This window comes from Pseudomonas sp. PHC1, from assembly GCF_046487845.1.
Lineage (GTDB): Bacteria > Pseudomonadota > Gammaproteobacteria > Pseudomonadales > Pseudomonadaceae > Aquipseudomonas > Aquipseudomonas sputi.
Window position 1 is genome coordinate 162,861 of record NZ_JBJXHJ010000002.1, and the last position, 26,447, is coordinate 189,307.

The following is a 26,447-nucleotide window of genomic DNA, read 5'->3' on the forward strand; positions in this document are numbered from 1 at the left end:
ATAAGTGCGGTGGTCCAATCGGAACACTGCCAAAAAAAACACCAAGGAGTCCATTCATGAAAGGTTCCCCGTCGTTGTTGTTGGCCGCCATGCTGAGTCTGCCGTTACTGGCTCAAGCCGCAGAACCGGCGCAATGCAGTACCGTGAACTTCTCCGATGTCGGCTGGACCGACATCACCGCAACCACCGCCACCACCTCCGTCGTGCTCAACGCCCTCGGCTACAAGACCAAGACCACCATGATTTCCGTACCCGTGACCTACAAGTCGCTGGCCGACGGCAAGAACATGGACGTGTTCCTCGGCAACTGGATGCCGACCATGGAAAACGACATCAAGGCCTACCGCGACGCCGGCACCGTGGAAACCGTGCGCACCAACCTCAAGGGCGCCAAATACACCCTCGCCGTTCCCCAGGCTTTATATGACAAGGGCCTGCACGACTTCGCCGACATCGCCAAATTCAAGAAGGAACTCGACGGCAAGATCTACGGGATCGAGCCGGGCAACGACGGCAACCGCCTGATCCAGAGCATGATCGACAAGAACGCCTTCGGCCTGAAAGACGCCGGCTTCAAGGTTGTCGAATCCAGCGAAGCGGGCATGCTGTCGCAGGTTGACCGAGCACAGAGACGCGACACCGCCGTGGTCTTCCTCGGCTGGGCGCCGCACCCGATGAACAAGCGCTTCAAGATTCAGTACCTGACCGGCGGTGACGATTACTTCGGCCCGGATTTCGGCGCCGCCACCGTGGCGACCAACACCCGCAAGGGCTACGCCGAGGAATGCAGCAACGTTGGCCAACTGCTGAAAAACCTGGAGTTCACCGTCGACATGGAAAGCGAACTGATGGGCAACATCCTGGACGACAAGATGAAGCCTGATGCGGCCGCCATGGCCTGGCTGAAAAAGAATCCACAGGTGCTCGATACCTGGCTCGCTGGCGTGACCACCATTGACGGTAAACCTGGCCTGGAAGCCGTGAAAGCCAAGCTGACTCAGCCTTGAATTAAAAAGGCATCGCTTATGCCGGGCGGGCTAACCGCCCGGGCTGTTTATTTCCTTGCATGCGGACGTTCACTACCATGCTGATTGATCAGAAAATCCCTTTAGGCCAGTACATCGCGGACTTCGTTGATTGGTTGACGCAACATGGCGCCAACACCTTCGACGCAATCGCCGTGACCCTGGAAACGATGATCCACGGCGTGACGTTTGCGCTGACCTGGTTCAACCCGCTGGTGCTGATCGGCCTCATCGCCCTGCTGGCCCACCTCATCCAACGCAAATGGGGCCTGACCGCGTTCGTGGTCGCCTCCTTCCTGCTGATCCTCAACCTGGGGTACTGGCAGGAAACCATGGAAACCCTCGCCCAGGTCATGTTCGCCACCCTGGTCTGCGTGTTGATCGGCGTGCCGCTGGGCATCGTCGCCGCGCACAAACCGATGTTCTACACTTTGATGAGGCCGGTACTCGATCTGATGCAGACCGTACCGACCTTCGTTTACCTCATTCCTACCCTGACCCTCTTCGGGCTGGGAGTAGTGCCGGGCCTGATCTCCACGGTGGTGTTCGCCATCGCTGCGCCGATCCGCCTGACCTACCTGGGCATCCGCGATGTCCCGGAAGAACTGATGGACGCCGGCAAGGCCTTCGGCTGCTCGCGTCGCCAATTGCTTTCACGGATCGAACTGCCCCACGCCATGCCGAGCATCGCAGCCGGCATCACCCAGTGCATCATGCTGTCGCTGTCGATGGTGGTGATCGCGGCACTGGTGGGCGCCGACGGACTCGGCAAACCGGTGGTCAACGCACTGAACACTGCTGATATCGCCCTGGGCTTCGAAGCGGGCCTGGCGATCGTACTGCTGGCGATCATGCTCGACCGTATCTGCAAACAACCCGACGCCAAAGTAGGGGGTGACGCATGAGCATTATTCGCTTCGATAACGTTGACGTTATCTTCGCCAAGGATCCACGCGAGGCGCTCAAGCTGCTGGATCAGGGCATGACCCGTAACGAGATCCTGAAAAAGACCGGGCAGATTGTCGGCGTTGAAAAAGCCAGCCTGGATATCGAGAAAGGCGAGATCTGCGTACTGATGGGCTTGTCCGGCTCCGGCAAATCCAGCCTGCTGCGTTGCATCAACGGCCTCAACACCGTGAGCCGCGGCAAGCTGTTCGTCGAACACGAAGGCAAGCAGATCGACATCGCGTCCTGCAGCCCTGCCGAACTGAAAATGATGCGCACCAAGCGCATTGCGATGGTGTTCCAGAAATTCGCCCTGATGCCCTGGCTGACAGTGCGCGAAAACATCAGCTTCGGTCTGGAAATGCAGGGTCGTCCCGAGAAAGAACGCCGCAAACTGGTCGACGACAAGCTTGAGCTCGTGGGCCTGACCCAGTGGCGCAACAAGAAACCCAACGAGCTGTCCGGCGGTATGCAACAGCGTGTAGGCCTGGCCCGTGCGCTGGCGATGGACGCCGACATCCTGCTGATGGACGAACCGTTCTCGGCGCTCGACCCGCTGATCCGTCAGGGTCTGCAGGATGAACTGCTGGAACTGCAACGCAAGCTGAGCAAGACCATCGTGTTCGTCAGCCACGACCTCGACGAAGCGCTCAAACTCGGCAGCCGCATCGCAATCATGAAAGACGGCCGGATCATCCAGTACAGCGTGCCGGAAGAGATCGTGCTCAACCCGGCGGACGACTATGTGCGCACCTTCGTCGCCCACACCAATCCGCTGAACGTGCTGTGCGGTCGCAGCCTGATGCGCACCCTGGACAACTGCAAACGCATCAATGGTTCGGTGTGCCTGGACCCGGGCGGCGATTCATGGCTGGACCTGGCCGAAGGCAACACCATCAAGGGTGCGCGGCAGAACGGTTCGGTGCTGAACCTGCAGAACTGGGCACCGGGGCAAGCCGTGGAAGGCCTGGAACGCAAGCCGACGCTGGTGGACTCGAACATCGGCATGCGTGACGCGCTGCAGATCCGTTACCAGACCGGCAACAAACTCGTGCTGCACGACAACAACCATGTGGTGGGGATTCTCGGGGACAGCGAGCTTTACCACGCGCTGCTCGGCAAGAACCTGGGATAAAGAGAGCAGACACAAAAACGCCGCGAGAGGATCGCGGCGTTTTTGTTTGCATGATGATCGCTCCCACGTTGATCGTTCCCACGCAGAGCGTGGGAACGATCAGGCACAAAAAAGGGGCTCAACTTGAGCCCCCATTGTATTCCCGCACAACGTGCAGGAAAGATCACTTCACAACTCAGCTGTACACCCGGCCAAGGAGCTGCCGATGGCTTTCAAACTGATCGAGCACATCGCGCGTGATCTGATCCTGTGTGAAGCCCATCAGGTCGTAGTCCTGGCTGCCGTTGTGCAGGTACACCTCGGCGCGGTAGAACCGCTGACGCGCTTCATCGGACTGCACCGACTCGCTCGGGGTTGCCAGGTAGCCGTCCAGGCTCACTTCGTAGACAAAAGGGTTGCCCTCTTCCATCTCGACCCGCACGCCCATGCAGCGTTTGGATTTGCCCAGCAGCGTCTGCACTTCCAGACCCTGTGCACGCATTTGCGCAGCGGCATCTTCCAGCGCCGGGCTGACGTGTTTGTCCATGAAGCGCTGCACCACCGCCTGGCTCGGTTGCAGGTCCAGCTGGGTCAGGCGCTCACTGAAACCACGACGACCGCGCTCAGCCAGTTGCGCCTGCTCCTGTTCGATCTGCATGTCCTGGCGCATCGCCTTGTGCAGGCCGAACATGAAGCACACCAGCACCACCGAGAACGGCAGACCGGCCAGCACTACCATGGTCTGCATGGCTTCGAAGTTACCGGCAAACAGCAGGCCGATAGTCACCAGGGTGATCACGACCGACCAGAAAATCCGCAACCAGTGCGGGGCGTCTTCGTCGACGTTGCCGCCCTTGCAGGACAGGTTCGCCATCATCACCGCGCCGGAGTCCGCCGGGGTCAGGAACAGCACGAAACCAACAAAGATCGACACACCGATGACGACTTTCGACGCCGGGTAGTGCTCAAGCAACTGATAGATCGCCATCGACGGCTGTTCCAGCGCCGTCTTGCCCAGTTCCACCGCGCCCTGGTTCATCACCAGATCCAGTGCCGAGTTACCGAAGATCGACAGCCACGCCAGGGTGAAACCCAGCGGAATCAGCAGCACGCCCGCCACCAGCTCACGCACGGTACGACCACGGGAAATACGCGCAATGAACATGCCGACGAATGGAGCCCAGGAAATCCACCACGCCCAGTAGAACAGCGTCCACAGACCCAACCAGCGGTCGGACTTCTCGCTGTCGCCTTCATAGACGTACAGGTCGAAGGTCTTCAGCACCACGCCGTTGAGGTAGTCGCCGATGTTCTGCACGAAGCCGTTGAGCAGGTGCAGGGTCGGGCCGAACAGCAGCACGAAAATCAGCAGGCCGCTGAACAGAATGATGTTGAGGTTGGACAGACGACGGATGCCGTTTTCCACACCGGACACGGCAGCGATGGTGGCCACGGTGCTCATCACGATGATCACGATCAGCAGGTTGGTGTTGCTGTGCTCCATGCCGAACAGGTTTTCCAGACCCGAAGACACTTGCAGCGAGCCGATCCCCAGGTTGGTCACCAGACCCAGCAGGGTCACGAACATGCCGAAGCCGTCCACCGCATGACCGGCAGCGCCCTTGACCCAACGCTCGCCCACCAGTGGATACAGCGCCGAACGAAGGGCCAGCGGCTGATTGTGACGGTAAGCGAAATAGGCCACGGCCAGACCGACCAGCGCGTAGATCGCCCAGCCGTGCAGGCCCCAGTGCAGGAAGGTCAGCTGGACAGCCTGACGTGCCGCCAGGTTGGTAGCGGACGCGCCTTCCGGCGGATTGAAGTAGTGATCCAGCGGCTCGGAGGCGCCGAAGTACAGCAGCGAAATACCGATACCCGACGAGAACAGCATCCCCGCCCAGGCGCCATAGCTGAAATCCGGGGTGTCGTCCTTGCTACCCAGTTTGAGTTTGCCGTAGGAGGAAAACGCCAGGCCGACCACAAACACGAGGTAAGCGGCGATCACCACCATGTAGTACCAGCTGAAGCTGCGGGACAACCAGGCCTGAGCCACTCCCAGCATTCTGCCGGCCTCTTGCGGGGCGATGATCAGAATGGCGGTCAACAACAGAATCAGCGCGGTAGAGGTGTAGAACACCCAACCGTTGACCGTCACCTTCTCGGGCGGGGTCTTTATAAGCGAGGCAGAACTCATGGCACAAATGCTCCAGGCAGTGCGAGAGAAGAACACAAGGCAACACGGAACCCGACCAATCGGTTAGTTGGCAGCCGACCGGCGGGTGATATAAAGACACCCCGAAAAAAGCCCGAACCTGCAGAGATGGCATCGCGAATCGCCGTCGTGGCCGAGGCATGGACGTTCATCCGAAACCTGGCCTTGAGCGTCTTGCCCATTCAACACGTCCATCGAACGTCGAACCGCGCCTTGCCCCGCGCAGGTTTCGAGCATTTTCAGATGTCGGTTTTATCGCCACTTACACGTAAGAAAATTCTGTAGGCAGCGACGATTTGTCGCAGATCTTATTCTTTGTTGATTGAACGTTCAATCAAAACAAAATAGACTGGCCCTCAATCCGATAGGCGTTTGTCGTCCGTCGGAAGGCCTAAGGAGATGTGCAAGATGCCCAAGGTCGGTATGCAACCCATCCGCCGCCAACAACTGATCGAAGCCACTTTGCAGGCGGTTGATCAGGTCGGAATGGGGGACGCCAGCATTGCGCTGATCGCCCGTTTGGCCGGTGTCTCGAATGGCATCATCAGTCACTATTTTCAGGACAAGAATGGCCTGATCGCCGCCACGATGCGGTATCTGATGACCGCCCTCAGCGAGAGCGTCACCGCGCGCCGTCAGGCGCTGGCAGACAGCAGCCCCCGGGCGCATCTGCAGGTGATCATCGAAGGCAACTTCGACGCCAGCCAGGTCAATGGCCCGGCAATGAAAACCTGGCTGGCCTTCTGGGCCACCAGCATGCACCAGCCGTCTTTGCACAGGTTGCAGCGGATCAACGATCACCGTCTGTATTCCAACCTGTGCTGCGAGTTCCGCCGTGCGTTGCCGCTCGAAGATGCGCGCACCGCCGCCCGTGGACTGGCAGCTCTGATCGACGGTTTGTGGTTGCGCGGCGCGCTGTCGGGAGACGCTTTCGACACTGCGCAGGCGCAACAGATCGCTTACGAATACATGGATTTCCAATTGGCCAAGCAGGTGAGCTAGAGCACAGAAAAAACGCTCGGTCCCTGAACTGTCACCGACCGGCGATGCCACAGCTACATGGCTCACCCGGTGACCAACGCCAACCACTAATGCACTTGCGAGGACACTATGGCCCGTTTCGAACTGCAAAAACTCTACATCGATGGCGCGTACTCCGACGCCGGCAGCGATGCCACTTTCGAAGCCATCAACCCGGCTAACGGTGAAGTCCTCGCATTGGTGCAACGTGCGACCAAGGAAGACGTCGAGCGTGCTGTGGTCAGCGCCGAAAAGGGCCAGAAAATCTGGGCCGCGATGACCGCCATGGAGCGTTCGCGCATCCTGCGCCGCGCCGTCGACATCCTGCGCGAGCGCAACGATGAACTGGCGGCCCTGGAAACCCTGGACACCGGTAAAGCCTTCTCTGAAACCAAGTACGTCGACATCGTCACCGGCGCCGACGTGCTGGAATACTACGCAGGCCTGGTACCCGCCATCGAAGGCGAGCAGATCCCGCTGCGTGACACGTCCTTCGTCTACACCCGTCGCGAACCGCTGGGCGTGGTCGCCGGCATCGGCGCGTGGAACTACCCGATCCAGATCGCCCTGTGGAAATCCGCCCCTGCCCTGGCGGCCGGTAACGCGATGATCTTCAAACCAAGCGAAGTCACCTCGCTGACCACCCTGAAACTGGCCGAAATCTACACCGAAGCCGGCGTTCCAAACGGTGTGTTCAACGTGCTGACCGGCAGCGGCCGTGAAGTCGGCACCTGGCTGACCGAGCACCCGCGCATTGAAAAGATCTCCTTCACCGGCGGCACCGACACCGGCAAGAAGGTCATGGCCAGCGCTTCGGCTTCGTCGCTCAAAGACGTGACCATGGAACTGGGTGGCAAGTCCCCGCTGATCATCTGCGACGACGCCGACCTGGATCGCGCCGCCGACACCGCCATGATGGCCAACTTCTACAGCTCCGGTCAGGTCTGCACCAATGGCACTCGCGTATTCGTACCGAGCCACCTGAAAGCTGCTTTCGAGGCCAAGATCGTCGAGCGCGTTGCCCGCATCCGCGTTGGCAACCCGGAAGACGAAAACACCAACTTCGGCCCGCTGGTCAGCTTCCCGCACATGGAAAGCGTGCTGGGCTACATCGCCAAGGGTAAAGAAGAAGGCGCCCGTGTCCTGTGCGGCGGCGAGCGTCTGACCGACGGCGAATTCGCCAAAGGCGCGTTCGTGGCCCCGACCGTGTTCACCGACTGCACCGACGACATGACGATCGTCCGTGAAGAAATCTTCGGCCCGGTGATGGCGATCCTGAGCTACGAAACCGAAGAAGAAGTCATCCGCCGCGCCAACGATACCGACTTCGGCCTGGCCGCCGGCATCGTCACCCGCGACCTGAACCGCGCCCACCGCGTGATTCATCAACTGGAAGCCGGTATCTGCTGGATCAACGCCTGGGGCGAGTCCGACGCAAAAATGCCGGTTGGCGGTTACAAGCAGTCGGGCGTCGGCCGTGAGAACGGCATCAGCTCGCTGAACAACTTCACTCGCATCAAATCGGTACAGGTCGAGCTGGGCGATTACGTCTCGGTGTTCTAAGACCCGAGTTCTGTATTGCTCGCGAGGCCGCCTTCGCGAGCAAGCTCGCTCCCACACAAGCGTCCATTCCAGTGTGGAAGCGGGCTTTCCCGCGAAGCGAGTGCCAAGCACTCGCCAGGCCTGACCTGACCCATTTTCAAAGAGGGTGCATTCAATGTCCCAAGAATTCGATTACATCATCGTCGGTGCCGGCTCTGCCGGTAACACCCTGGCGACCCGTCTGACTGAAGACGAAGGCGTCACCGTCCTGCTGCTCGAAGCCGGCGGCCCGGACTACCGTTTCGACTTCCGCACGCAGATGCCGGCCGCCCTGGCATTCCCGCTGCAAGGCCGTCGCTACAACTGGGCGTATGAAACCGATCCGGAACCACACATGGACGGTCGCCGGATGGAATGCGGTCGCGGCAAGGGCCTCGGCGGTTCCTCGCTGATCAACGGCATGTGCTACATCCGCGGCAACGCAATGGACTACGACGGCTGGGCCAAACTGCCAGGCCTGGAAGACTGGTCCTACCTCGACTGCCTGCCGTACTTCCGCAAAGCGGAAACCCGTGACATCGGCCCGAACGACTACCACGGTGGCGACGGCCCGGTCAGCGTGACCACGCCGAAAGCCGGCAACAACCCGCTGTTCCACGCCATGGTTGAAGCTGGCGTGCAGGCCGGTTACCCGCGCACCGAAGACCTCAACGGCTACCAGCAGGAAGGCTTCGGCCCGATGGACCGCACCGTGACGCCGAACGGCCGCCGTGCTTCCACCGCCCGTGGTTATCTGGACGTGGCCAAGAAGCGTTCGACCCTGACCATCGTCACCCACGCCCTGACCGACAAGGTTCTGTTCGAAGGCAAGCGTGCGGTCGGCGTACGTTATCTGGTTGGCGCGGCTGAAGAGCGCGTTGAAGCCCGCGCCCGCAAGGAAGTCATCGTCTGCTCCGGCGCGATCGCTTCGCCGCAACTGCTGCAACGCTCCGGCGTCGGCCCGGCGAAACTGCTGGAAAGCCTCGACATTCCGGTCGTTCACGACCTGCCGGGCGTCGGTGAAAACCTGCAGGATCACCTTGAGCTGTACCTGCAATACGCCTGCACCCAACCGGTGTCGCTGTACCCGTCGCTGCTCTGGTACAACCAGCCGGCCATCGGTGCCGAGTGGCTGTTCAACGGCACCGGCATCGGCGCCAGCAACCAGTTCGAAGCCGGCGGTTTCATCCGCACCCGTCCGGAATTCGAATGGCCGAACATCCAGTACCACTTCCTGCCGGTGGCGATTAACTACAACGGCAGCAACGGTGTGAAAGAGCACGGTTTCCAGGCGCATATGGGGTCCATGCGTTCGCCAAGCCGCGGTCGCGTCCAGGTCAAATCCAAGGACCCGCGCCAGCACCCGAGCATCCTGTTCAACTACATGGCCACCGAGCAGGACTGGCAGGAATTTCGCGACGGCATCCGCCTGACCCGTGAAATCATGCAACAGCCTGCACTGGACGCTTTCCGTGGCCGCGAAATCAGCCCGGGCATCGACGTGCAAACCGATGAGCAGCTGGACAAGTTCATCCGCGAACACGCCGAAACCGCGTTCCACCCGTCCTGCTCGTGCAAGATGGGCACCGACGAGATGGCGGTGGTGGACGGCGAAGGCCGCGTGCATGGCATGCAGGGTCTGCGTGTGGTCGATGCTTCGATCATGCCGATCATCACCACCGGCAACCTGAACGCGCCGACGATCATGATCGCCGAGAAAATCGCCGACAAGATCCGTGGCCGCAAGCCCTTGCCGCGCAGCAACGCGCCTTACTACGTCGCTGGCGATGCGCCGGTGAAAGGCAAGGCGCTGCGTGAAGTAGCGCCGGCCGCTCACTGACAACCAACTAGCACCGCCACTAAAAACCGCCACCTCTTTCAGAGGCTGGCGGTTTTTTATTTAACCCTCGCTATTCTTCAACAGTACAGTTTCAATCGAACAAAACTCGCAATAATTGCCAACTTTACCTCTCAACCAAACACACTAGAATGCGCGCCTTGAAAAAACAAACCAAGGAAGAACAATGTTACTCAACTGCGCAAACGAGAATATTTCCGCCAGCCTGTTTCGACAGGCATTATCTAAAGAAAAAACCATATCTCTGGACTTCGGCTATTTAAGCGGCGTGATCGAATCGTGGTGGGAAAAGAACAAGGAGCAAAACCTCCACACCTTAAAAATACAACTGACAAATTTATTCCTTAATTATCTCCACCCAGAAGACACACTCTATTTTGATCAGGTCGGCACCAACAAAGGTGTCGCCGCCGTGTGTATCAAAAACATTTTCACCATTGACTGCCCTGCGCTTGCCCTCACCGTCCATGAAGCGCTGGCCGACCTGTTCCATTTGACCGATATAAAGTACGAATATGAAGACCATAAAGCCCTGTACTTGAAGCCTTCCGCTGAAAAGTATAGGGAATGGGGTAATGGTTATGGCGACATCACCCCGCATTCAGATGATTTGTATGAAAGCCTGGACGTTGACTTTCTTGCACTCACTGTGTGCCGAGACACTACACACACGCCCACCGCCTATTACTTCCCGGCGGACTTGCTGTTATCACTTGATGATAAAGAAATTCAAACATTACTTGGCATGCAGGCGATTTTTGTTTCAGGCAAAAACGTCAGTGGCTCGAAGGAGCGCGTTCGAAATGTCGTTGAATACAATGAACTGTATGGCTACCGGGTTGCACTGGATTTCCGCATCGACATTCACAGCGGCGAGCGAATGCGCGCGTTCAACGGTGGGCAAGAGGTGTTGGATAAAATCCGTGCAGGACTACCCACTGCCAGGTGCAATGTCTCCACAGCGCAGACCGGCACGTTTCTGATCATTGCCAATAACAAGATATTGCATGCTCGCCCGACTCTGAACATCAGCGCCGATGAGGTTCGCTCGCGAGCCGCAACTTCGACGCTGACCACCACGCCACGCTTGTTGTTTCGCAGCAAAGGGCCTCGCAAGCAGTATTACTCGCTGGACGAAAAACAGGCTGTCCGAGGAGCGGCTTGATGAACGGCTGCCAGTCTTCATCCGACTCCACCTTCGCGCAAACGCTCAAGGCGGGAGGGCGCGACGCTATCACCTTCGGCATCGCGTTCATCTTTCTGTATTTATCCATCGGAATGGTGGGCGCTGCCCAAGCGCTGACGTTGAGTCAGACGATGGCAACGACCCTGTTGATTTTTTCGACGCCATTACAGTTTCTACTCATACAAAACTACAACGACGGATGGTTACTGATCCCGATTATTCTGGCACTCAACGTCAGATTCGTTTTGCTTTCAGCGACGTTGGCACCGCACCTCAAGCAGACGTCGACGCGTAAGACTCTCGCGTCATTGATACTGCTGACGCCCTCGATCTTCACGGCATGCATAACGCGCTTCAAACACAAAACGAGTTTCCCGTTCGCTTATTTTGTTGGCGTAGGCACACCCATCTTCGCCTTGTCGATCATCTGCACTTACATCGGCTTTATGGCCGGCGCAGGTTTTGCCTCACCGGTCATTGCAGCCGCCATGACGATGCTCTTGCCACTTCAGTTCACTGCATTGGCCGGCAAGCACTGGCCGCATTACATGGAAATCTCCAGCTATTGGCTGGGTTTCATCGGTGCGCCTTTGCTGGTGTTGCTCTTCAAGGACTACAACTTGCTGATCACGCCCTTTGTGATCGGCGGCATGCTCGTAATGATTGAAAATATCTGTACTCGCCAAGGAACGGCTTTCCAATGAATCTCTGGATGCTGATCGGCTTTTCCGCAATCACGGCTTTTGCATTTCGAGCATTACCGTTTGCTTTCAAAAACACCACGGCGTTGACGCGCACCGAAGGTTCTTTTTACCGCTTCGTCAGTTACAGCGCCCAAGCGATGTTGGGAGTGATCATTTATGACACGGCATTTGCCAGGCTGGATGGCCCGAGTCTGATGCAACAGTTTCAGATTCTGGATGCGCTGAAACTGCTGCTGTTAGTCGGAACATTTGCCGTCGTGGCCAGAACCCGAAAAATTCTGCCAGGTTTCTTTGCCAGCCTGCTGATTTACGTACTCGCATTCGTCTATTTGAATAACTGAAGTTTTACCGCAGAGCCGACCAGGGGCCCTTGGACACGCTTGCTCAAGTACGCCCCTTTTGCCTGACGGGATGACGGTCACTCACAGAATGTATTTCCCTCTCAAGCGCTACCCTTGATACTCCCCCCCACGCAGGCCTACTCTAGTCCTCGCCCAATCGTTTCACCCCCTCCCCGCCGAATCCGCTTCGCCGCTGCTCCCATGACAAGGAGGTTCCCTGATGTTCGATTTCCACCCCCAGCTCAAGCAGCGCTTCGCTGCCTTGCGCACGGGCGCCGATTTTTTTTCCCTGCGGTATGTGCGCGAATCCGGGCAGTACCTGTCGGTGCGCAAGAATGTCGCCGAGCCGCCGAGCCTGAGCCGCGACGAAGGCGCGATGCTCACCGTCCGGGTCAACGGCGTCGAAGCCTACGCCGCGACCAATGACCTGTCGCAACAGGGCCTGCAAGCCGCCCTCGAGCGGGCCGAGCAACAGGCCCGGCGGCTCAAGCCTCACGCCCTGCTCGACCTGAGCCAGCAGCCGGTGTCCAGCGACCGCGCCGACTATTTTTCACCCAATCTGGAACAACCCTTCCCGTCCCTGAGTGAATGCTTCGAACTGCTCGGCGCGGAATCCGCTTCGGTGCCCAAGGATGAGCGCCTGGTGAATTGGCAAGTGAGCATCGGCATCACCCACGTCGAACAGATCTACCTGAGCAGCGCCGGCGCCGAACTGCGCCAGGCCCAGCGCTTTGTCTACCCGGGCCTCGACGTCACCGCCTACGACGGCAACGACAGCCAGACCCGCAGCCTCGGCCGCGAGAACTTCGGCCAGCAGGGCGGCGCCGACGTAATCAACCGTTGCGGCCTGATCGGCGCCGGCCCGCAAGTCGCCGATCAGGCGCTGCAACTGCTGCTCGCGCCGAACACCCCGCAAGGCCCGCGCGACCTGCTGCTGATGCCTGACCAGATGATGCTGCAGATCCACGAATCCATCGGCCACCCGCTGGAGCTCGACCGGATCCTCGGCGACGAGCGCAATTACGCCGGCACCAGTTTCGTCAAAGCCTCGGATTTCGGCCGCCTGCAATACGGCTCGACACTGCTCAACGTGACGTTCGATCCGGGCATCCCGGAAGAGCTCGCCAGCTACGGCCATGACGACGACGGCACGGCCGCCAGCAAACAATTCCTGATTCGCGAGGGCCTGCTGGTGCGCCCGTTGGGCGGGGCACTGTCGCAATTTCGCGCCGGGCTCGACGGCGTCGCCAACAGCCGCGCCTGCAGCTGGAACCGACCGCCGATCGACCGCATGGCCAACCTCAACATCGAGCCGGGCGACCATTCACTGGAGCAACTGATCGGCGGCATCGAAAACGGCATTCTGATGAGCACCAACCGTTCCTGGTCAATCGACGATGCACGCAACAAATTCCAGTTCGGCTGCGAATGGGGCCAGTTGATCGAAAACGGCGAACTCAAGGGCGTGGTGAAAAACCCGAACTACCGGGGCATTTCCGCGCACTTCTGGAAGAGTCTGCGCGCCGTCGGCAACGCCGCCACCACCCAGGTGCTGGGCACGCCGAACTGCGGCAAGGGCGAACCGAACCAGGTGATCCGCGTCGGCCACGCTTCACCGGCCTGCGTGTTCAGCAATGTTGATGTGTTTGGGGGAGACGCCTGATGAGTATTTCCAAGAGCCAGTCCGAGGCGTTCAAGGTGCTGGTCAACTGGCTGCGCGATGCCGTGCGCGAGCCGGAACAGTTCACCCTGAGTTACGACGCCGAATCCTCGGCCTTCGTGCGCTTCAACCACGCCAGAGTGCGTCAGGCCGGGCAAGTACAACAAGCCGGTATCGGCCTGAAACTGATTGACGACGGTCGCCATGCCGACCTGCAGATCACCTTGTCCGGTGATCTGGAAGCCGACCTGCAACGCCTTGCCGAAGGCCTGCAACAGCTGCGCGAAACCCTGCCGCTGCTGCCGCAGGATCCGTACCTGTTGCTCAACCACAACAGCTGGCAGAGCCAACATGTGCAGGAGCATCCGCTGCCGGACACCGAACAGGTCGTGGCGCAAATTGCCGAGGCTGCCGAAGGTCTGGATCTGGTCGGTTTCTACGCCGCAGGCCCGATCAGTCGTGGTTTCGCCAGTTCTTCCGGGGCGTTCGGCTGGCATCAGGCCAACAGCTTCAACTTCGACTTCAGCCTGTTCCACGAGAACGGCGAAGCGGTGAAGGCCAGCTACGCCGGGCATAACTGGAACAGCGAAGACTTCGCCAAACGCATCCAGCAGGCCCGCGAACAACTCGAGTTTCTCGGTCGACCGCTGCGCACCTTGCCGCCCGGCCAATACCGCGCCTATCTGGCGCCCGCAGCCCTGGAAGAAATCATGGGCATGCTGTGCTGGGGCGGTTTCTCGGCGCAGTCGATTGCCAGCAAAAGCAGCCCGCTGCAGAAGCTGTATGCCGGCGATCAGGCATTCAGTCCGCTGGTGTCCCTCGACGAGAAAGTCAGCGACTCGCTGAGCCCGGCGTTCTCCGGCGAAGGTTACCCGCGCAGCGATCTGCGGTTGATCATCGAAGGCAAAGCGGGTGATCAGTTGGTCGGTTCGCGCAGTGCCGCCGAGTACGGTCTGACGGCCAACGGCGCCGGCGGTGGCGAATCGCCGAGCGCGCTGAACATGGGCGCGGGTGATCTGCCGCAGGCTGAAATCCTCAAGCAGTTGGGCACCGGTCTGTACATCAGCAACCTGTGGTACCTGAACTTCTCCGATCAACCAGCGGCACGCCTTACCGGCATGACCCGGTTTGCCACGTTCTGGGTCGAGAACGGCGAGATTCAGGCACCGGTCAGCACCATGCGTTTCGACGACAGCGCCTACAGCCTGCTGGGTTCGCAGCTGGAAGCGTTGACTGCCGAGCGCGAGTTGCTGCTGTCGGCGAGCACCTACAGCCAGCGCAATACCTCGTCGGCGCTGCTGCCGGGGGCGCTGGTGAGCCGATTGACCCTGACCCTGTAAATCCCGGACCTGATCGTTCCCACGCTCTGCGTGGGAACGATCAATCAACCAACAAGAGGTTCCATGCCCAACCGCCCGCCTCTCGACGCCATCACCGCCCGCTGGTTGCCATGGGTCGTCGCCATCGCTTTCTTCATGCAGTCCCTCGACGGGACCATCCTCAACACCGCCCTGCCGGCCATGGCCCGGGACCTGGCCGAAGACCCGCTGCGCATGCAGGGCGTGATCATCGCCTACATGCTCACCGTGGCCCTGCTGATTCCCGCCTCGGGCTGGATCGCCGACCGCTTCGGTACCAAGAAAATCTTCTTCGGCGCGATCCTGCTGTTCAGCCTCGGCTCGCTGCTCTGCGCCTTGTCGAGCAGCCTGAGCATGCTGATCGGCGCGCGCGTGATCCAGGGCCTTGGCGGTGCGCTGATGCTGCCGGTCGGGCGTCTGGTGGTGCTGCGTGCCTACCCGCGCTCGGAGCTGGTACGGATCATGGGCTTCATCACCATTCCCGGCCTGCTCGGCCCGCTGATCGGCCCGACCATGGGCGGCTGGATGGTGGAATACCTGACGTGGCACTGGATCTTCCTGATCAACCTGCCGGTCGGCCTCATCGGTTGCTACGCGGTGTGGAAGTTCATCCCCGACCTGCGCGGCACCGAGCGCACGCGCTTCGATAGCCTGGGGTTCCTGCTGTTCGGCGCGGCGATGGTGCTGATCACCATCGCCATGGAAGGCCTCGGCGAACTGCACCTGCCGCACCTGCGGGTGATGCTGTTGCTGTTCGGCGGCATGGCCTGTCTGGCGGCGTACTGGTTGCGTGCCGGGCACATTGAAAACCCGCTGTTCGCGCCGTCGCTGTTCAAGACCCGCACCTTTGCGGTCGGCATCCTGGGCAACTTGTTCGCTCGCCTGGGCAGCGGTGCCCTGCCGTTTCTGGTGCCGTTGCTGCTGCAAGTGGCGCTGGGTTATTCGCCGTCCCAGGCCGGGATGAGCATGCTGCCGCTGGCGGCGGCCGCGATGGTCGCCAAGTGGGGCGCGCGGCCGCTGATCGAACGTCTGGGCTATCGCATCGTGCTGACCGGCAATACCCTGCTTCTGGGGATCATGCTGGCGAGCATGGGGCTGGTCAGCGAGCAGACGCCGTACTGGCTGCTGCTGTGCCTGCTGGCGGTTCTCGGGGCGATCAACTCGCTGCAATTCACCGCGATGAACACCGTGACCCTGATCGACCTCGACGACGCCAGCGCCAGCAGCGGCAACAGCCTGCTGTCGGTGGTGGCGCAGTTGTCGCTGAGCCTTGGCGTGGCATGCGCCGGTGCGCTGCTTGGCGGCTTTACGGCGGAAGTCGGCAACGACGGCGTCGAGACCGTGTTGGGCGCTTTCCAGCTCACGTTCGTGACCGTCGGAGTCATGGCGATGCTGGCCGCGACGATTTTCTCGCAGCTCTCGAAAGAGGACGGACGGCGCGCCAAGCGCCGGGATGAACACATCGAGCATTGACCGGGACCTGCGTGGCGAGGGAATCCGCCCTCGTCACAGGCTTTGCGTTCGTCCAGAACTTTCGAGGAAAGTGGCCAGAGGCTGCTACACTGCGCGACATTTTGTTTTGCAGGCCAGTCCCGTGACCACCATCGCCACCGCTTTTAATACTTTGCCGCTGTCCGCCGCCATGCTGGCTAACCTCGACTCCCTCGGTTATGCCCAGATGACGCCGATCCAGGCGCAGAGCTTGCCGGTGATCCTCAAGGGGATGGACCTGATCGCCCAGGCCAAGACCGGCAGCGGCAAGACCGCCGCATTCGGCATCGGCCTGCTGAACCCGATCAATCCGCGCTACTTCGGCTGCCAGGCGCTGGTGATTTGCCCGACGCGCGAGCTGGCCGACCAGGTCGCCAAGGAAATCCGTCGTCTGGCCCGCGCCGAAGACAACATCAAGGTCCTGACCCTGTGCGGCGGCGTGTCCTTCGGCCCGCAGATCGGCTCGCTGGAGCACGGTGCGCACATCATCGTCGGCACTCCGGGCCGCATCCAGCAGCACCTGCGCAAGGGTTCGCTGGTCCTCGACGGCCTCAACACGCTGATCCTCGACGAAGCCGACCGCATGCTCGACATGGGTTTCTACGACGCCATCGAAGACATCATCGAGCAGACCCCGGCCCGCCGTCAGACCCTGCTGTTCTCGGCCACCTACCCGGTGGGCATCAAGCAACTGGCGTCGAAGTTCATGCGCGACCCGCAAACGGTGAAAGCCGAAGCGTTCCACGACGATACCCAGATCGAACAGCGCTTCTACGAGATTTCCCCGGAAGAGCGCATGAGCGCGGTGACCAAGGTTCTGCACCACTTCCGTCCGGCCTCCACCGTGGCGTTCTGCTTCACCAAGCAGCAAGTGCAGGAAACCGTCGATCACCTGACGTCCAAAGGCATTTCCGCCGTCGGCCTGCACGGCGATCTGGAACAGCGTGACCGCGACCAGGTACTGGCGATGTTCGCCAACCGCAGCACTTCAGTATTGGTTGCCACCGACGTGGCCGCCCGTGGTCTGGACATCGATGCGCTGGACATGGTGATCAACGTCGAACTGGCCCGCGACTCGGAAATCCACATTCACCGCGTCGGCCGTACCGGTCGTGCCGGCGAGAAAGGCATCGCGGTCAGCCTGGTGGCGCCGTCCGAAGCGCACCGCGCGCAAGCCATCGAACAATTGCAGAAAACCCCGCTGAACTGGGATCAGGTGGACAACCTCAAGTCCCAGGGCGGTGCCCCGCTGCAACCGCCGATGAGCACGCTGTGCATCGCTGGCGGGCGCAAGGACAAGGTACGTCCGGGCGACATTCTGGGCGCACTGACCGGTGAAGCCGGCATTCCGGGCGCCCAGGTCGGCAAGATCGCGATCTTCGACTTCCAGTCGTATGTGGCCGTCGAGCGCACCGTGGTCATGCAGGCGCTACAGCGCTTGAACAACGGCAAGATCAAGGGGCGTTCGCTGCGCGTTCGCGTCCTCTGACCCGAGCATTACCGATACTGATCGTTCCCACGTCGAGGCGTCGAACCGTCCGCGTGGGAATGCCGCCATGGACGCTCTGCGTCCGCTTTTAAATCGTGACGCGGAGCGTCACAGGATGCATTCCCACGCAGACGGTTCGACGTGGGAACGATCTGCGTGGTCATTGTGTGAGGACACCGTTTTGCGCTCTACCGAAGTCGTGATCATTGGCGCTGGCGCCGCAGGGTTGATGTGTGCACTGACCGCCGCCGAGCGCGGGCGTCAGGTATTGCTGCTCGACCACGCGAACAAGGCCGGCAAGAAAATCCTGATGTCCGGCGGTGGGCGCTGCAACTTCACCAACCTGTACACCGAACCGAGCAATTTCCTCTCGCAGAATCCACATTTCTGCAAGTCCGCGCTGGCCCGTTACACCCAGTGGGATTTCATCGGCATGGTCGCCAAACACGGCGTGCCGTACCACGAAAAGAAACTCGGCCAACTGTTCTGCGATAACAAATCCAGCGACATCCTCGGCATGCTGCTGGACGAGTGCGATCAGGTCGGCGTCAACCTGCACCTGGACACCTCGATCCAGACCATCGAGAAAGTCGAGGGCGGTTACCTGCTCGACACCACCCTCGGCCAGATCCAGTGCCAGTCACTGGTGATCGCCACCGGCGGCCTGTCGATCCCGACGCTGGGCGCGACCGGTTTCGGTTATCAGGTCGCCAGACAGTTCGGCCATGAACTGCTGCCGACCCGCGCCGGGCTGGTGCCGTTCACCATCACCGATCAGCTCAAGGACTTGTGCACCGAACTGTCCGGCACCTCGGTGGATTGCCTGGTCAGCTGCAACGACCAGAGCTTTCGCGAGAACATCCTGTTCACTCACCGTGGCCTCAGCGGCCCGGCGATCCTGCAGATTTCTTCGTTCTGGGAGCCGGGCGACACGGTCGAGATCAACCTGCTGCCCGATCACGACGCCGCGAGCTGGCTGCAACAGCAGACTGCCGAACGTCCGAACAGCGAACTGAAAACCCTGCTCGGCGAAATCTTCACCAAGAAGATGGCCAACCTGCTGGCCGACCACTGGTTCGTCTCCAAACCGATGAAGCAGTACACCCACGCCGAACTGGCGGACATCGCCGAGAAGCTGGGCAGCTGGAAAGTCGTCCCGGCCGGCACCGAAGGCTACCGCACCGCCGAAGTCACCCTCGGTGGCGTCGATACCCGCGAAGTGTCGTCCAAGACCATGGAATCGCTGAAAAGCCCGGGCCTCTACTTCGTCGGCGAAGTGCTCGACGTTACCGGGCATCTGGGCGGGTTCAACTTCCAGTGGGCCTGGGCATCGGGTTACGCCGCCGCGCAGTACGTCTGACAAACACAGATGCCTGAGGGAGCAAGCTTGCTCCCTCAGGGGTATGTGGTGCATGAAAGGAACACTTTTTGCTGTCAGATGTGATCGGCGCCATTGCGTCGGCGTCATTACTGGCTCAATTTAGCGGCATCGCCTCGGAAGGCCTTCGCACTTCATGTCCTCGACCTCGTTTCGTCAGTCTTTGCGGCGCCTGTGGGCGCTGGATAAATTCAGCTACAGCGTGCGGGTGTTCATCGCCCTGACCGGCAGCATGGCGCTGTGCTGGTATCAGGATGAAATGGGGCTGCTGATCCCGCTGTTCCTGGGGATCATCGCCAGCGCCCTGGCCGAGACCGACGACAGTTGGCAGGGCCGCCTCAATGCCCTGGCGGTGACGCTGGTGTGCTTCAGCATCGCGGCGCTGTCCGTGGAGCTGCTCTTCCCCTACCCCATCGTGTTCGTGATTGCGTTGGCACTGGCCAGCTTCGGCCTGACCATGCTCGGTGCGCTCGGCGAACGTTACGGGGCGATTGCCTCGGCGACCCTGATTCTTTCCGTCTACACCATGATCGGCGTGGATCAGCGTGGCGGCGCGGTCACGGATTTCTGGCATGAGCCGATGCTGCTGGTGGCCGGCGCCGCCTGGTACGGCCTGCTGTCGGTGCTGTGGCAGGCGATGTTCTCCAATCAGCCGGTGCAGCAGAGTCTGGCGCGGCTGTTCCGCGAACTCGGTTATTACCTGAAGCTGAAAGCCTCGCTGTTCGAACCGATCCGTCAGCTGGACGTCGAAGCGCGGCGCCTGGAACTGGCCCAGCAAAACGGCCGGGTCGTGGCGGCCCTGAACAGCGCCAAGGAAATCATCCTGCACCGGGTCGGCAATGGGCGCCCCGGCTCAAAGGTCAGCCGCTACCTGAAGCTGTACTTCCTCGCCCAGGACATTCACGAGCGCGCCAGTTCTTCGCACTACCCGTACAACGCCCTGGCCGATGCGTTCTTCCACAGCGACGTGCTGTTCCGCTGCCAGCGCTTGCTGCGCCAGCAAGGCAAGGCCTGTCGGGCGCTGGCCGAGTCGATTCAGATGCGCCAGCCGTTCACCTACGACGCGAGTTTCGCCGAAGCCCTGAGCGACCTGCACGCCTCCCTCGAACACCTGCGCATCCAGAGCAACCCGGCCTGGCGCGGGCTGCTGCGTTCATTGCGCGCACTGGCGGCCAACCTCGGCACCCTCGACCGTTTGCTCAGCGACGCCAGCAACCCCGACGCCCTCGCCGATGCCACCGACAGCAGCCTGCTCGACCGCTCGCCGCGCAACTTCAAGGACGTATGGATTCGTCTGCGCACGCAACTGACGCCGACTTCGCTGCTGTTCCGCCACGCGCTGCGTTTGCCGCTGGCGTTGAGCATCGGCTACGGCATGGTGCACCTGATTCACCCGTCGCAGGGTTACTGGATCATCCTTACCACGCTGTTCGTCTGCCAACCCAACTACGGCGCCACCCGGCGCAAACTCGGCCAACGGATTTTCGGCACGGCGATCGGCCTGACGATTGCCTGGGCGCTGTTCGATCTGTTCCCGAGTCCGCTGGTGCAGTCGTGCTTCGCCATCGCTGCCGGCGTGGTGTTCTTTACCAACCGCACCACCCGCTACACCGTGGCCACCGCCGCGATCACGATCATGGTGCTGTTCTGCTTCAACCAGGTGGGTGACGGCTACGGGCTGTTTTTGCCGCGGCTGTTCGATACCCTGCTCGGCAGCCTGATCGCCGGGCTTGCGGTGTTCCTGTTCCTGCCGGACTGGCAGGGTCGGCGCCTGAACAAAGTGCTGGCCAACACCCTCACCTGCAACAGCATTTACCTGCGCCAGATCATGCAGCAATACGCTGCCGGCAAGAGCGACGACCTCGCCTATCGCCTGGCCCGGCGCAACGCGCACAACGCCGACGCCGCACTATCAACGACGCTGGCGAACATGCTGATGGAACCGGGGCATTTCCGGAAGGAAGCCGACGTGGGCTTCCGCTTCCTGGTGCTGTCGCACACCTTGCTCAGCTATCTGTCAGGCCTCGGCGCACACCGGGAAACCCAACTGCCGGCCGAGGTGCGCGAACACCTGATCGACGGTGCCGGGGTGAGTCTGGCGGCGAGCATCGATGAAATCGCCCAGGGTCTGGCGAGCAAACAACCGATCGCGATTCAGAGCGACGAGGAAGAAGCGCTGGCCAATGAACTGGAGCAGATGCCGGACGAAATCGACGAAGGCCAGCGGCTGGTACAGACACAACTGGCACTGATCTGCCGCCAGCTCGGGCCGTTGCGCACGCTGGCGGCGCATTTGATCAAGGACACCGCCGAAGACTGAGTTGCTCACATCCCATGCTGCCTCAGCAACTTGTCATAGCTGCCATCGGCCTTCATCGACGCAATCGCCTTGTCGAACCCGGCCACGATCTGCTCATGATGCGGGTTCTTCAGGCTGACCAGAATGTGCAGGCTGTTCTCGCTCAGCGGCTTGGGCAAAAACTCCACCGTGTTGCGCACTTTCGCTGATTCCCGGGCCAGGTAGTAACGGGCGACGTATTCGTCTTCCAGGGTCAGCTTGACCCGATCGGCCGCGAGCATGCGCACGGCCATGGCGAAGTTATGCACAGGGACCTTCTGCAACGCGGTGTCGGCATCGAACGGCGCCGAATAGGCGTAGCCGCGCACCACCGCAATCGGATAGGTGTGCAGTTCCTGCAGGTTGTTGTATTCGATGGGCGCATCTTTGCGCTTCAAGAAACGCACTCGATTGAGCAGGTACTCGGCAGAAAACTGCCCGATCTTCGTGCGCTCGTCGTTGTACCAGGCGTTGACCAGCACGTCGTAACGTCCCTCGCCGACCCCCATCAGCGCCCGCGCCCACGGCACCTGCTCATAACCGCTGGCATAACCGGCACGGGCCAGGGCCGTGCTGACGATGTCGGTGGCCAGCCCACCGTTGACCAGCGTGTCATCGGTAAAGGGCGGCCAGACGTCGAACACCAGACGCAATTTCTCCGCTGCAGCGCTTTGACCCAGCAACAGCAATCCGATCAAAGCAAAGGCTCGATGCAATCGCGGCATGCTTGAAAATCCTTAGCGGGCGGGCCGCCCGGCGTGTTTTCAGTCAAAACCCCAAGGCCCCTTACCGGCGAATCCCAGGCCCTAACATTAGCTCATTGAAGCCATCGCACAGCGCTTCCCAGCAGATTACACAAAGTTCGGCGGACCGCGATATTGGAATGATGGCATTTTGGCCTTTGTCACAGATTTCTAAGCCATACAGACATATTTCGGCGCTGCGCTTAGTATCGGGCGACATAGTTCAAGGAATCAGAAGATGACAATCGAGTGGGTTTGCAAACATCACAGCGATCTGGGACTGGAGCAGCTGTACGCCATTTTGAAATTGCGCTCGGAAGTGTTCGTGGTCGAACAGCGCTGCGCGTACCTGGATCCGGACGGACAGGATCTGGATGGCGACACCTGCCATTTGATGGGCTGGGACGGTAATCAACTGGTGGCGTACCTGCGCCTGCTGGATCCGCAATCCCAGGGCGGCGACGTGGTGATCGGCCGCGTGCTGACGGCGCCGGCCGCACGCGGCAAGGGGCTGGGCCATGAAATGATGGAACAGGCGCTGAAACAGGCCGAAAGGCGTTGGCCCGAAGTGCCGATCTATCTGTCGGCCCAGGCGCATTTGCAGAGGTATTACGGGCGGTACGGGTTTGTGGCGGCGGGTGAGGAATACCTGGAGGATGACATTCCGCACATTGGCATGCGCAGGTCTTGAGATGCCCCCTTCGCGGGCTTGCCCGCGAAGGGCTGCAAGTTCAGGGATACTCGAGAACCGCCTTGACCTGCCGCAAATTCCGCTCGATCCACCCCCGATCAATCGCCCCCCACTCGCGAATCCGGTAGCGCCCCGCATGGTTGCGCGCGCCCTCTTCCTGTTCGAACTCGCAGACGATATCCAGATCCGCCAGCGCCGCAATCGTGTCCTGCGCCGTACGCCGGGGCATGCCGGTGACCTCGGTCAGCGCCGGCACGCTGCTGGCCAGGCCACTGTCGATCAGGTACGCCACGTACAAGCGCCGGTAGAAACTGCTCTTGGTCTTGCTCACGTCCATGCATGCGCTCCGTTGTTTGATGTCTTATTGCATGTCCCGCCACGTCAGGTACACCCGCAGGTCGAACTCGACCTGGTGGTAGCCCGGCAGCATGTGCTCACATAACTTATAGAACGCCTTGTTGTGATCCGACTCCTTGAAGTGCGCCAGCTCGTGCACCACGATCATCTTCAGAAACTCCGGCGCGGCGTCCTTGAACAGCGAGGCGATGCGAATCTCTTTCTTGGCCTTGAGCTTGCCGCCCTGCACCCGCGAGACCGTGGTGTGCAGGCCGAGGGCGCGGTGGGTCAGGTCGAGGCGGTTGTCGAACAGGACCTTGTCGATGGCCGGGGCGTTGCGCAGGTATTCCTGTTTCAGGTCCAGCGCGTAGCCGTACAGCGCCTTGTCGCTCTGCACATCGTGGCGGCCCGGATAGCGCTGGTTCAGATAGTCACCGAGGCGGTTGTCGGCGATCAATTGGCGCACCTGATCCTGCAGATTCGCGGGATAGGCCTGGAGGTATTTCAACGCAGTCATCGGGCGGCACGGGTCATGAAAAGGTCGCCAGTGTAGCGAATTCAACCGGCCAACGCGCTCCAGTCGAACGGCTCGGTAAAGCGGACGGTGTCCTCGGCGACCAACGGCCGCGCCACCAGAAACCCTTGCACGTACTCACAACCATGGGCTCGCAACCACTGGTATTGCTCGACGGTTTCCACGCCTTCGGCAATCACCAGCAAGCCGTATTCCTTGCACAGATCGATGACCATGCGCACCAGCGAAGCGTCGCGGGAGGAGTCCGGCAATCGGGCGATCAGGTGTCGATCGAGCTTGAGGGTGTCCAGTTCCAGATCACGCAGATGCGCCAGCGAGCAGGCGCCGGAACCGAAATCGTCCAGCGCCACCCGCACCCCGAGATTGCGCAGCAGCTTCAGTTGTTTGCGGGTTTCATCCGGGTTGATCGTCAGCGCGTCCTCGGTCACTTCCACTTCCATCTGGTGCGGCTGCAAACCATGGCGCTCCAGCACCTGACGCAATTCGGTGACCAGATTCGGCAGGCCGAACTGGGTGTTGCTCAGGCTCACGCCAATGACCAGATCCCTGGAAAATTCGGACTCCCACGCCTTACGTTGCCCGGCGCTGCGATGATAGATCCAGCTGCCGAGCCGGCTGATCAGCGTGGCCTCCTCCAGCAACGGCAGGAACAGTCCCGGCGGCACGTCGCCGACACTCGGGTGCTGCCAGCGCAGCAGCGCCTCGAAACCACGAACGCGACCATCACCAATGGCCACCTGCGGCTGATACACCAGATTGAAATCGCGGTTCTCGATGGCGCTGCGCACGCTCTCTTCCAGCATCAGCCGCGACCGCGCGCGGCCGTTCATTTCATGATCGTAGAAGCGATATTGCTGACGCCCGGCCCGCTTGGCCTCGTACATGGCGATGTCCGAGGCGCGCAGCAAACCGTCGAGGTTGTTGCCGCAGTCCGGGTAGGTGGCGATGCCGATGCTCGCACCCAGAGCAATATCCAGGCCTTCGATCTGCTGACAGATCGACACCCGCTCGATGAGCTTCTCGGCAATCTTCGCCGCTTGTTCGGGGAACTCCAGATCCAGCAGCGCAGTGAACTCATCACCGCCCATCCGCGCCAGAATGTCGAAGGGCCGCAGACAGGTTTTCAATTGTTCGGAGACCCAGCGCAGCACTCGGTCCCCGGCATCATGCCCAAGGGAATCATTGACCCGCTTGAAGCCATCGAGATCGAGGTACATCAACACCCAACTGCTGTCCGTGCGTTCACCGCGCAGCAGCAGGTTCTCCACGGTCTGGTAAAAGCCCCGGCGATTGAGCAGCCCGGTCAGCGGGTCGGTGACGGCCTGAAACTCCAGCTGCTGATGCAGATGGCGCACCACCGACATGTCCAGTACCGTCACCACCATCGCGTGCTGTTCACTGGGCAGCGGCGCACAGGACAAGGCCACCGGCACCTGCTGCCCCGGAGCGGTACGCAGCAACGCGTCGTGTAGACGCAACGTCTCGCCACGCTTGTAGCCGGCGTAAAACTCGGAATCGGCCCACAGCGGAATGTGCGGCTTCTGCAGGAAATCGAGAAACTCCTGCCCTTCCAGCTCCTTCACCGGCGCATTGAGCAACCGGGAAATCGCCGGATTGGCGAAACGGATCAAGCCATCCTCACCCAACACCAGAATGCCTTCGGCGGCGTTATCCAGCACCGAGGCATTGAAGGCTCGCGCCGATTCCAGATCCTGACTCAAGCGCTGCAAGGCCCGGCGATTGCGCTGGTGCTCGAGCAACGCCTGGACTTTCGGCTTGAGAATCTGCGGATCGAAGGGTTTGAACAGGTAATCCACCGCACCGCTGGCGTAGCCTTTGATCACGGCGTCCTGGGACTGCTCGTTGGCGGTTAGGAAAATGATAGGGGTCAGGCGTGTGCGCTGGCTGCCGCGCATCAGGCGCGCGACTTCGAAACCGTCCATCCCCGGCATCTGCACATCCAGCAGCACCAGGTCGATGTCGTGTTCGAGCAGCAGGCTGAGCGCTTCGAAACCAGAGGCGGCGGTCAAGACCTGCCAATCCTGGCGCTGCAGCAACGCGCGCATGCTGATCAGGTTTTCAGGGTAATCATCAACGATCAAAAGGACTGAGCTGCCTTCACCTGGCTGGGGTTGCGCGCATTCCATGCTGCTTCTCTTTTCGGGACATCTCGTGTCGTGGCCTCTCGAGTCAGTACGCTGCGCGGTTTTTTATGAAAACCGTACAGTCACCGAGTCTTCACTCTAGTCCGGGATCTGTAAAAGCAATAGCTGTCATCCAGCCATCATTTAACCAAACCGGTCATCAGCCGACTAACGGTCACGGCCGCAAGCCCCGAATTCCGGGAAAGGTGGCATTTCGACAGGATGTTGACGCCAATCATCCGCCAGACGGCCGTTAACAAAAAATCCCTCTACGCTTATAAAGGCCGCCCCCAAGAGG

At 60.7% G+C, this 26,447-nt stretch carries 21 protein-coding genes; 16 read left to right on the forward strand and 5 right to left on the reverse strand.

Features of this window, described 5'->3' with window-relative positions; translation table 11 throughout:
• Window positions 1-56 precede the first annotated feature (56 nt).
• From ACKJSM_RS03255 to choV, 3 genes are all read left to right on the forward strand, one after another.
• Complete coding sequence (locus ACKJSM_RS03255; RefSeq protein ID WP_236178886.1) at window positions 57-1,007, forward strand: choline ABC transporter substrate-binding protein; 951 nt, start codon at window positions 57-59, stop codon at window positions 1,005-1,007.
• A gap of 77 nt (window positions 1,008-1,084) precedes the next feature.
• Window positions 1,085-1,930, forward strand: a complete 846-nt coding sequence (gene choW / locus ACKJSM_RS03260) for a choline ABC transporter permease subunit (RefSeq protein ID WP_236178885.1) — start codon at window positions 1,085-1,087, stop codon at window positions 1,928-1,930.
• Window positions 1,927-3,105, forward strand: a complete 1,179-nt coding sequence (gene choV, locus ACKJSM_RS03265) for a choline ABC transporter ATP-binding protein (protein ID WP_207863756.1) — start codon at window positions 1,927-1,929, stop codon at window positions 3,103-3,105. The genes choW and choV overlap by 4 nt, the downstream gene beginning before the upstream one ends.
• Before the next feature lie 175 nt (window positions 3,106-3,280).
• Here the strand turns inward: choV and ACKJSM_RS03270 are convergent, their stop codons facing one another.
• Window positions 3,281-5,221: a BCCT family transporter gene (locus ACKJSM_RS03270; RefSeq protein WP_410236803.1), complete on the reverse strand. Its 1,941-nt coding sequence runs from the start codon at window positions 5,219-5,221 to the stop codon at window positions 3,281-3,283.
• A gap of 483 nt (window positions 5,222-5,704) precedes the next feature.
• On the opposite strand from ACKJSM_RS03270, the gene betI reads away from it, so the two are divergent.
• The 12 genes from betI (at window position 5,705) to yccS (ending at window position 21,682) form a co-directional block, all read left to right on the forward strand.
• Window positions 5,705-6,298, forward strand: coding sequence for a transcriptional regulator BetI (betI, locus tag ACKJSM_RS03275; RefSeq protein ID WP_410236607.1), 594 nt, complete (start codon window positions 5,705-5,707; stop codon window positions 6,296-6,298).
• Window positions 6,299-6,406: 108 nt separating this feature from the next.
• On the forward strand, window positions 6,407-7,879 hold the full coding sequence (betB, locus tag ACKJSM_RS03280) for a betaine-aldehyde dehydrogenase (RefSeq protein WP_064380209.1): 1,473 nt from the start codon (window positions 6,407-6,409) through the stop codon (window positions 7,877-7,879).
• Window positions 7,880-8,033: 154 nt separating this feature from the next.
• Entirely contained in the window at window positions 8,034-9,737 is a 1,704-nt protein-coding gene (gene betA / locus ACKJSM_RS03285) for a choline dehydrogenase (RefSeq protein ID WP_236178883.1), read from the forward strand.
• Window positions 9,738-9,921: 184 nt separating this feature from the next.
• On the forward strand, window positions 9,922-10,920 hold the full coding sequence (locus ACKJSM_RS03290) for a hypothetical protein (RefSeq protein ID WP_410236608.1): 999 nt from the start codon (window positions 9,922-9,924) through the stop codon (window positions 10,918-10,920).
• The gene (locus ACKJSM_RS03295) at window positions 10,920-11,645 is read left to right on the forward strand and encodes an AzlC family ABC transporter permease (protein ID WP_236178881.1); all 726 of its coding nucleotides are present in this window, start codon (window positions 10,920-10,922) and stop codon (window positions 11,643-11,645) included. The genes ACKJSM_RS03290 and ACKJSM_RS03295 overlap by 1 nt, the downstream gene beginning before the upstream one ends.
• Window positions 11,642-11,986 (forward strand): AzlD domain-containing protein, encoded by a 345-nt coding sequence (locus ACKJSM_RS03300; RefSeq protein WP_236178880.1) that lies wholly within the window; start codon window positions 11,642-11,644, stop codon window positions 11,984-11,986. The genes ACKJSM_RS03295 and ACKJSM_RS03300 overlap by 4 nt, the downstream gene beginning before the upstream one ends.
• A gap of 220 nt (window positions 11,987-12,206) precedes the next feature.
• On the forward strand, window positions 12,207-13,649 hold the full coding sequence (locus ACKJSM_RS03305) for a TldD/PmbA family protein (protein WP_410236609.1): 1,443 nt from the start codon (window positions 12,207-12,209) through the stop codon (window positions 13,647-13,649).
• Window positions 13,649-14,986, forward strand: coding sequence for a TldD/PmbA family protein (locus tag ACKJSM_RS03310; RefSeq protein WP_410236610.1), 1,338 nt, complete (start codon window positions 13,649-13,651; stop codon window positions 14,984-14,986). Before ACKJSM_RS03305 ends, ACKJSM_RS03310 begins: the two co-directional genes overlap by 1 nt.
• Before the next feature lie 63 nt (window positions 14,987-15,049).
• Window positions 15,050-16,477, forward strand: coding sequence for a multidrug transporter subunit MdtD (gene mdtD / locus ACKJSM_RS03315; RefSeq protein WP_410236611.1), 1,428 nt, complete (start codon window positions 15,050-15,052; stop codon window positions 16,475-16,477).
• A gap of 121 nt (window positions 16,478-16,598) precedes the next feature.
• Window positions 16,599-17,984 carry an ATP-dependent RNA helicase DbpA gene (dbpA, locus tag ACKJSM_RS03320; protein WP_007959732.1) on the forward strand — a complete coding sequence of 462 codons (1,386 nt, stop codon included), beginning with the start codon at window positions 16,599-16,601 and terminating at the stop codon, window positions 17,982-17,984.
• Between the two features lie 181 nt (window positions 17,985-18,165).
• Complete coding sequence (locus ACKJSM_RS03325; RefSeq protein ID WP_410236612.1) at window positions 18,166-19,344, forward strand: NAD(P)/FAD-dependent oxidoreductase; 1,179 nt, start codon at window positions 18,166-18,168, stop codon at window positions 19,342-19,344.
• A 154-nt stretch (window positions 19,345-19,498) separates the two neighbouring features.
• Complete coding sequence (yccS, locus tag ACKJSM_RS03330) at window positions 19,499-21,682, forward strand: YccS family putative transporter (RefSeq protein WP_236178875.1); 2,184 nt, start codon at window positions 19,499-19,501, stop codon at window positions 21,680-21,682.
• A gap of 5 nt (window positions 21,683-21,687) precedes the next feature.
• Here yccS and ACKJSM_RS03335 read toward each other — a convergent pair whose 3' ends face one another.
• Entirely contained in the window at window positions 21,688-22,425 is a 738-nt protein-coding gene (locus ACKJSM_RS03335) for a substrate-binding periplasmic protein (RefSeq protein ID WP_339486646.1), read from the reverse strand.
• 256 nt (window positions 22,426-22,681) lie between these two features.
• Here ACKJSM_RS03335 and ACKJSM_RS03340 point away from each other — a divergent pair, with 256 nt between their 5' ends.
• The gene (locus ACKJSM_RS03340) at window positions 22,682-23,134 is read left to right on the forward strand and encodes a GNAT family N-acetyltransferase (protein ID WP_410236613.1); all 453 of its coding nucleotides are present in this window, start codon (window positions 22,682-22,684) and stop codon (window positions 23,132-23,134) included.
• 40 nt (window positions 23,135-23,174) lie between these two features.
• Here ACKJSM_RS03340 and ACKJSM_RS03345 read toward each other — a convergent pair whose 3' ends face one another.
• From ACKJSM_RS03345 to ACKJSM_RS03355, 3 genes are read right to left on the reverse strand one after another with little or no spacing between them, the layout of a single operon-like run.
• Window positions 23,175-23,471 carry a helix-turn-helix domain-containing protein gene (locus ACKJSM_RS03345; RefSeq protein ID WP_236178872.1) on the reverse strand — a complete coding sequence of 99 codons (297 nt, stop codon included), beginning with the start codon at window positions 23,469-23,471 and terminating at the stop codon, window positions 23,175-23,177.
• Between the two features lie 24 nt (window positions 23,472-23,495).
• Window positions 23,496-23,987, reverse strand: coding sequence for a M48 family metallopeptidase (locus tag ACKJSM_RS03350; protein ID WP_236178871.1), 492 nt, complete (start codon window positions 23,985-23,987; stop codon window positions 23,496-23,498).
• A gap of 41 nt (window positions 23,988-24,028) precedes the next feature.
• Window positions 24,029-26,152, reverse strand: a complete 2,124-nt coding sequence (locus ACKJSM_RS03355) for a putative bifunctional diguanylate cyclase/phosphodiesterase (RefSeq protein ID WP_236178870.1) — start codon at window positions 26,150-26,152, stop codon at window positions 24,029-24,031.
• Between the last annotated feature and the right edge of the window lie 295 nt (window positions 26,153-26,447).

Excerpts from the sequence above, each read along its gene's own strand:
- betB (WP_064380209.1), top strand. The coding sequence starts at position 6,407 with ATGGCCCGTTTCGAACTGCAAAAACTCTACATCGATGGCGCGTACTCC.
- mdtD (WP_410236611.1), top strand. The coding sequence starts at position 15,050 with ATGCCCAACCGCCCGCCTCTCGACGCCATCACCGCCCGCTGGTTGCCA.
- betA (WP_236178883.1), top strand. The coding sequence starts at position 8,034 with ATGTCCCAAGAATTCGATTACATCATCGTCGGTGCCGGCTCTGCCGGT.
- ACKJSM_RS03340 (WP_410236613.1), top strand. The coding sequence starts at position 22,682 with ATGACAATCGAGTGGGTTTGCAAACATCACAGCGATCTGGGACTGGAG.
- ACKJSM_RS03295 (WP_236178881.1), top strand. The coding sequence starts at position 10,920 with ATGAACGGCTGCCAGTCTTCATCCGACTCCACCTTCGCGCAAACGCTC.
- ACKJSM_RS03335 (WP_339486646.1), bottom strand. The coding sequence starts at position 22,425 with ATGCCGCGATTGCATCGAGCCTTTGCTTTGATCGGATTGCTGTTGCTG.
- choW (WP_236178885.1), top strand. The coding sequence starts at position 1,085 with ATGCTGATTGATCAGAAAATCCCTTTAGGCCAGTACATCGCGGACTTC.
- ACKJSM_RS03300 (WP_236178880.1), top strand. The coding sequence starts at position 11,642 with ATGAATCTCTGGATGCTGATCGGCTTTTCCGCAATCACGGCTTTTGCA.
- ACKJSM_RS03290 (WP_410236608.1), top strand. The coding sequence starts at position 9,922 with ATGTTACTCAACTGCGCAAACGAGAATATTTCCGCCAGCCTGTTTCGA.
- betI (WP_410236607.1), top strand. The coding sequence starts at position 5,705 with ATGCCCAAGGTCGGTATGCAACCCATCCGCCGCCAACAACTGATCGAA.
- yccS (WP_236178875.1), top strand. The coding sequence starts at position 19,499 with ATGTCCTCGACCTCGTTTCGTCAGTCTTTGCGGCGCCTGTGGGCGCTG.
- choV (WP_207863756.1), top strand. The coding sequence starts at position 1,927 with ATGAGCATTATTCGCTTCGATAACGTTGACGTTATCTTCGCCAAGGAT.
- ACKJSM_RS03305 (WP_410236609.1), top strand. The coding sequence starts at position 12,207 with ATGTTCGATTTCCACCCCCAGCTCAAGCAGCGCTTCGCTGCCTTGCGC.
- ACKJSM_RS03255 (WP_236178886.1), top strand. The coding sequence starts at position 57 with ATGAAAGGTTCCCCGTCGTTGTTGTTGGCCGCCATGCTGAGTCTGCCG.
- ACKJSM_RS03345 (WP_236178872.1), bottom strand. The coding sequence starts at position 23,471 with ATGGACGTGAGCAAGACCAAGAGCAGTTTCTACCGGCGCTTGTACGTG.
- ACKJSM_RS03350 (WP_236178871.1), bottom strand. The coding sequence starts at position 23,987 with ATGACTGCGTTGAAATACCTCCAGGCCTATCCCGCGAATCTGCAGGAT.
- ACKJSM_RS03310 (WP_410236610.1), top strand. The coding sequence starts at position 13,649 with ATGAGTATTTCCAAGAGCCAGTCCGAGGCGTTCAAGGTGCTGGTCAAC.
- ACKJSM_RS03355 (WP_236178870.1), bottom strand. The coding sequence starts at position 26,152 with ATGGAATGCGCGCAACCCCAGCCAGGTGAAGGCAGCTCAGTCCTTTTG.